Here is a 6,351-nt window from a genome sequence, read left to right as displayed (position 1 = left end):
TGACAACCAAAGCCACCGGCATCACCATCATGGTGGTCGGCTTATTCATGATGTAACAGTTTTACCGGACAGACAGCCTGAGGACGTGCACCCGTAACGTGATTCTGCTATGACCGCAGCCCCTGCCGCATAGCAGAATCAGAAACCCGGCTGATTTCAAACAATACCTGATCCGAAGGCATCACCCTTTCCCTTACCGCCCGACTCATTTTCTGTTGAGCTGACTTTGTTCGGGGAGGGTTGATCCGCTGCCGTGTGATGTGGTCGGCTCCGGTCCGAACCGGTCTCGCCAGGATCGATCCGGAATACCTGATTATTCTTACGAATATGCGTCGACTCGGTAGCAGAAGGCTGTTCGACGGGTGTCTCTTCGTAATCTTCCTCGTAGGGCCCCAGGCGGGCAAAGTCTTCTTCGCCGAAATCGTCGTAGCGACAGATGTAACCATCCTGCTGCGCCGAGATTTTTTCCTGCTGGTAGGCTTTCAGGACTTCTTCCTGGATGAGTTCGCGGCATTCGGAATTGATGGGATGCGCGATGTCGGCATAGAGCCTCGCGCGACCGGCGTCATCTTTGTCGGCACGATTTTCATCAAGCCTGATGCCACACTGATTGCAGAAGGAAGCCCGCAGATGATTTTTGGTGTGACACTTGGGACACCGGTCCATCAGTTTGCGGCTGGGCATAGCCACGAAGGCACCTTTTGCTCCCTGGATGATTTTCAGATCTCGGATGACAAACGAGACATCGAAAGTGATTGAGCAAAACGCCAGTAATCTTTCGTGTGGATCATTCATCAACTTGATGCGTACTTCACTGATCTCCATGGCCTCACTCCATTTGTGCCAAATTTTAAAATGCTCATCTATAGGCGGTTCTGGACGACAAATACATGCCCTTTCACTGTGGATCGTAATCGCGCAGCAATTTGAGATGCCTGTGCTCTGTTTTGGCAGACTCCAAAGTAGGCAGTCCCACTTCCACTCATCATATGCCCCAAAACGGACTGTTTTGAGAAGTAATCTTTTAATTTTAATATATCGGAATTCAGCTTTTCGGCGGGTGCCTGCAGATCATTCAACATCAGCCTGGATAATGAATGAAATTGACCAGAAGCCAGATTGCTGACAAGTTGCTCCACCTGATTTTTCGCGTGGCGTCCTACTCGACAGTGCCGATAAACGTCTGCCGTTGATAATCCCGTTTCCGGTCGAACAACAACAAAGTGCAGACATTGGGGAACGGAAACCGGTTCGATGATTTCGCCTCTTCCCCGACAGATGGCACTGTGACTGGCTGTCAGGAAAAAAGGAATATCACTGCCCAGTTTCGCTGCGATTTCACACAGTTCGGAAAGCGACAGACCCAAACGCCAAAGTTTATTGGCAGCAAATAAGGCTGCAGCGGCATCACTCGATCCCCCGCCCAGGCCGGCTTCTGCTGGAATCCGTTTGATCAACTCAATTCGAATTCCCTGGTGCGATCCCGTCTGTTCCTGAAGTAACCGGATTGCTCGCACAACCAGATTCTCTTCACCTGCAGGGATACGCTGCCGGTTTTGTTTGAGAGGGGTTAACAGTGAATTGGCTTCAGTAACACGCAACTCGACTTCTGCTGAAGGTTCCTCCGTGAAAACTAAAGTGTCGTATATTCCTACCGAGAGCATCAACGAAGTAATTTCGTGAAAGCCATCGGATCGTTTATCATCGATGCTTAAAAACAAATTTAACTTAGCAGGAGCGTGAACCGTCAGGGTGCCAGGATGGGAGTAAGCGAATAGCATCCGTCACAATTCCAAAATTCCTACTGAAAAACGAGTCTTTCCTCGTTTATTGAACAGGTCCCCACCTTTTGAGTTGTGAGAGAAAAAAGAGCAGCTTGACCTGATTAAGATTCGACTTGTATACGACGAGGTAATATTAAGACTATTACCACAAGAAGTATCCTATCTGTTCATGGAAAAAACGTCAACATCTTTTCCTGGGCGGCGTGATTTCCCACTGTCATACAGGGAGTTTCCACAAGCAGTTCTCGCAGCGCGTCACTTATTTAATTGATGTCAGCAACGCTTTGAACGATTTTGACTCGACCTGTTTTTTCTGAGTGAAGCGAATCCGGGCCTGTTCTTTCCCCCGTGCATCCGTTTTTATCTCCCGCTCGTCCCCCAGGTCAGCAATTTTACCCAGAGTGATCTGGCCCGCGGTTCCCTGCAGCGTCAGATCCACGCCTTCGCGGCGTTTGGTATGAACGGTAAGAAACGGTTTCTTTTTCCCGGCGTGCGACAGATTGACCAGTGACTTACTGTCCCACTGGTACGATGCCTCCGGATAAGTCTGTTCCAGCAGATCAAATAACGACTCCAGCAGTTCCGCATCCCAGCGGACCCGTTTATTGTTGGGGAATCCTTTGCGGGAAAGATGCCATTTCTTCTTCAAGACTTTCCAGGGCATGATCTCTTCAGGCTTGATTTCCTCACGGTGAATCAGACCGAGGTACGATTCGCAGGCGGTCTCCAGAAACTCCTGGAAGCCGGGCGTCGCTATTTCTTCCTGCCAGTGAATCGTCAGGCTGACTTCCTGCCAGGGTCCTTTCAGATTTTTGACGCGTACCCGATTGGAACGTCCGTAGATCGGCAGCTCATCCAGGTCGTCCAGGGACTTCAATGCCAGCTGATCGCGGAGTTCGTCCTGTTTGAACGTATTGCGTTTTACGCGAAAGCTCAGTCGCAGCAGCCATTCATCGCCGGTATTGGCATGCAGGAACCAGCCCTGTTTTTTCACCGGGCCATTCACTTCGACAATGCTGCGATGATTCCAGTTGATCTCGCCGAAGCCCTCTTTGTTTTCGATAAAATCAATCACGCTTTCCAGGGCGGCCCCTTCCCACTGACAGGCGGCTCCTGACAGGGAGACATGATCGTGGGTATGCCAGCGGCGTCCCTCTGTCTGCCACGGCATCTGGGCATCGCGACCGATCTGCCTGAGATCGAGGTCGCCTTCCTGCTTTTCACCCAGGCTCTGTGCGTCAAAGATTTCGCGTTCCACCCGTTTGCCTGTCGAGATGATCGGCTGAAGAATCTCTCCCGTATAAGATCTGAGCAACGGTGCCTGGCTGGTTTTCCGCGTTTTGGTTGTCTTGCCGGCTGCCTTGCCCTGTTTCTGATAACGCTCGGCATGTTCGACCAGTTTCTCGGGTGTTCCCGCAGCAATGATCTGTCCGCCACCACTGCCCGCTTCCGGACCGACGTCGACCAGCCAGTCTGCGGTTTTAATCACATCCAGATTATGTTCAATGACGATGACCGTATTTCCGAGTTCGACCAGGCTGTTCAACACCTTCAACAGTTTGGCGATATCATCGAAATGCAGACCCGTGGTGGGTTCGTCGAGCAGGTAGAGCGTCTTGCCGGTACTGGGGCGTGCCAGTTCGGCTGCCAGTTTCACCCGCTGCGATTCCCCGCCGGACAGCGTCGGCGCAGATTGCCCCAATGTCAGATAATCCAGACCGATGGCACACAGTGTTTCCATCGTGCGACGGATGGCGGGAATGTTATTGAATAACTCGGCGACTTCTCCGATGGACATCTCCAGCACATCCGCGATCGATTTTCCTTTATATTTAACCGAGAGTGTTTCCTGGTTATAACGCTTGCCGTTACACGTCTCACAGGTCACCCAGACATCGGGCAGAAAGTGCATTTCGATACAGCGCTGGCCGTTTCCTTCGCAGTCTTCACAGCGACCGCCGGAGCGATTAAAGCTGAAACGTCCCGGCTGATAGCCGCGCACCTTGGCATCCGGAAGCCGCGAGAAGAGTTCGCGAATCTGATCGAAGACGCCTGTATAAGTCGCCGGATTCGAGGCGGGCGTATTACCCAGCGGTTTCTGGTCGACGATAATCGCTTTGTTGATCTGTTCCAGGCCCAGCAGATCGTCGTGTGGTCCGGGTGCTTCTTTGGAACGGTGCAGTTTTTTCGTCACCGCCCGGGCCAGTGTTTCTTCCACCAGCGAACTTTTCCCCGATCCCGAAACGCCGGTGATACAGGTAAAGGAACCGAGGGGAATTTTCAGATCGACGGACTTCAGATTGTGTTGCCGTGCGCCCTTCAATTCCAGCCAGTGACCGGTGGGGGAAATCGGCGTTTCCGTGTTGCCCTGTTTTTCATAAATGACACGGCGTTGTTGCGGCAGTGGAATCGAGAGCTGATCCGAAAGATACTGGCCGGTGAGTGACTTCTTTTTGCGTTTGAGCTGTTTCGGCGAACCTTTACCGACGATCGTGCCCCCAAAGCGGCCGGCACCCGGTCCAAAGTCATACAGGCAGTCCGAGGCTTCCAGAACCTCCCGGTCATGCTCGACCATCACAATCGTGTTGCCGATATCACGGAGTTTTTTCAGCGTGTTGATCAGCCGCGTATTATCGCGGGGATGCAGGCCGATTGTTGGTTCATCCAATACATACAGCACGCCCGTCAGCGAACGTCCCACCTGCCCTGCCAGGCGAATCCGCTGGCTTTCTCCGCCCGAGAGTGTAGGCAGCGGTCGGCTCAACGTCAGGTATTCGAGTCCCACATCGACCAGGAACTGCAACCGACTCGTGGCTTCTTTGACCAGGTCGCCCGCGATCTGCTTTTCCCGTTTGTCGAGTTTTGCGGTTTTGATAAATGCGAGCGCCGCTTTCAAAGGGAGATCACAAAACTGGCCGACCGTTTTTCCCTGAAAGCGGACCGCGGCGGCATCCGCGCGCAGACGACTCCCGTTACAGACCGAACAGGGAACTTCGCCCGTCATTTCCTGCAGACGACTGCGAAAGCCGAACGACAGGCGCGAGGCTTCTTCGATAGCCGGGTACAACCCTTTGTATTGAAACTGGACCGTGCCTGCCTCGTCGAGGGGAATCCAGCGATCTTCATCGCCGTACAAAACAAATCGCTGCTGTTTCACACTCAGTTGATTGAAGGGGACATCCAGGGGAATTCGGAACTGTTTGGCAATCGCCGCTAATGTCTTATTGAATTCGGCGTTGGTTCGCGGATCAGGCCAGGCCGCGACGGCGGCGTCCTGCAGACTGAGGTTGGGATCGGGAATCAACTCAGACAGGTTCGTACCGAGTTCGGTTCCCAGCCCTTCACAAAATTCACACCAGCCCAGGGGACTGTTAAAGGAGTAATTGTGGGGCGTCAGTTCTTCAAAGCTCTGACCACACTGATCGCAGAAGTAGTACAGGCTGAAGGTTTCGAAATCCCATTCCTGTTCGGGAACTTCATCGTCACAATAGCAGGCATACATCAGGCCTTCACCCAGTGCCAAAGCGGATTCTACCGAATCAGCAATGCGGGATCGATTTTTGGCAGCGACGGTAATGCGGTCGATGACAACTTCGACTTCATGGCGGCGACGACGATCGATATCGGGAACATCTTCCAGGCGATACGTCACGCCATCAATGCGGACCCGCAGGAAGCCCTGCGTGCGTAATTTTTCCCAGAGCGTTTCGTAAGCCTGACCCACGTTGATATCGACGGGTGCCAGAATCAGCAGTTTGGTGCCTGTATCCAGCGCGAGAATGCGTTTGATCACTTCATCGGTTGTCTGCGTTTCGACGGGGACGTCACATTCGGGGCAGTACATCTTTCCCAGCCGGGCATAGAGCACGCGCAGGTAATCATAGATCTCCGTGACCGTTCCGACAGTGGAACGGGGCGAATGGCCGGTTGTTTTCTGTTCGATGGCAATCGCCGGCGAAAGGCCGTGAATGTGCTCGAATTTGGGTTTGGGCATCTGGCCCAGAAACTGGCGGGCATACGCGGATAATGATTCGACGTAGCGACGCTGACCTTCCGCGTAGAGCGTATCCATGGCCAGGGAAGATTTGCCACTGCCACTGGGGCCACAGAAGACATTCATCTGGTCGCGGGTGATCTGCAGATCCAGGTTCTGCAGATTATGCTGACCTGCGCCGCGGATCGTGATCTGTGTGCTGTCGCCGTTGGACCTTCCGTTCCGCTTCGTGGTACCAGACTGCCAGCGCAGATGCGGATTGTTTAATATCAGAGCCTGTTTCTTTTTCCCTTTGACGGTTTTTGCGGGAACCAGATCGGTCTGTTCTTTGAGTGCCAGTCCGGTGTAAGACCAGGGACAGGCGGCGACTTCCTCTGGTGTGCCTTCGACCAGAATCATGCCTCCCCCTTCGCCTCCTTCGGGGCCGAGGTCGATCACCCAGTCGGCGGTTTTGATCACATCCAGGTGATGTTCCACCACGAGCACCGTATTGCCGGCATCCGCCAGGTGATGCAGGACCTTGAGCAGCAGTTTCACATCGGCAAAATGCAAGCCGGTCGTCGGTTCATCCAG

The 6,351-nt window shown here is 53.3% G+C and carries 3 protein-coding genes; all 3 read right to left on the bottom strand.

What is annotated here, in order from left to right; genetic code table 11:
* Positions 1–156 precede the first annotated feature (156 nt).
* Complete coding sequence (locus tag AACZ40_RS27590) at positions 157–825, bottom strand: SpoVG family protein (RefSeq protein ID WP_291169781.1); 669 nt, start codon at positions 823–825, stop codon at positions 157–159.
* A 38-nt stretch (positions 826–863) separates the two neighbouring features.
* Positions 864–1,781 (bottom strand): 4-(cytidine 5'-diphospho)-2-C-methyl-D-erythritol kinase, encoded by a 918-nt coding sequence (gene ispE, locus AACZ40_RS27585; RefSeq protein WP_291169779.1) that lies wholly within the window; start codon positions 1,779–1,781, stop codon positions 864–866.
* Positions 1,782–2,043: 262 nt separating this feature from the next.
* On the bottom strand, positions 2,044–6,351 hold a 4,308-nt coding region (uvrA, locus tag AACZ40_RS27580; protein ID WP_339676784.1), incomplete at its 5' end, for an excinuclease ABC subunit UvrA.

The sequence above is a fragment of the uncultured Gimesia sp. genome, assembly GCF_963972345.1.
Lineage (GTDB): Bacteria > Planctomycetota > Planctomycetia > Planctomycetales > Planctomycetaceae > Gimesia.
Note: the sequence above shows the minus strand (reverse complement) of the source record. Positions and strands in the feature narration are given on the sequence as shown.

What these genes read in the sequence shown, in the direction of transcription:
- ispE (WP_291169779.1), bottom strand. Translation starts at nt 1,781, where the DNA reads ATGCTATTCGCTTACTCCCATCCTGGCACCCTGACGGTTCACGCTCCT.
- AACZ40_RS27590 (WP_291169781.1), bottom strand. Translation starts at nt 825, where the DNA reads ATGGAGATCAGTGAAGTACGCATCAAGTTGATGAATGATCCACACGAA.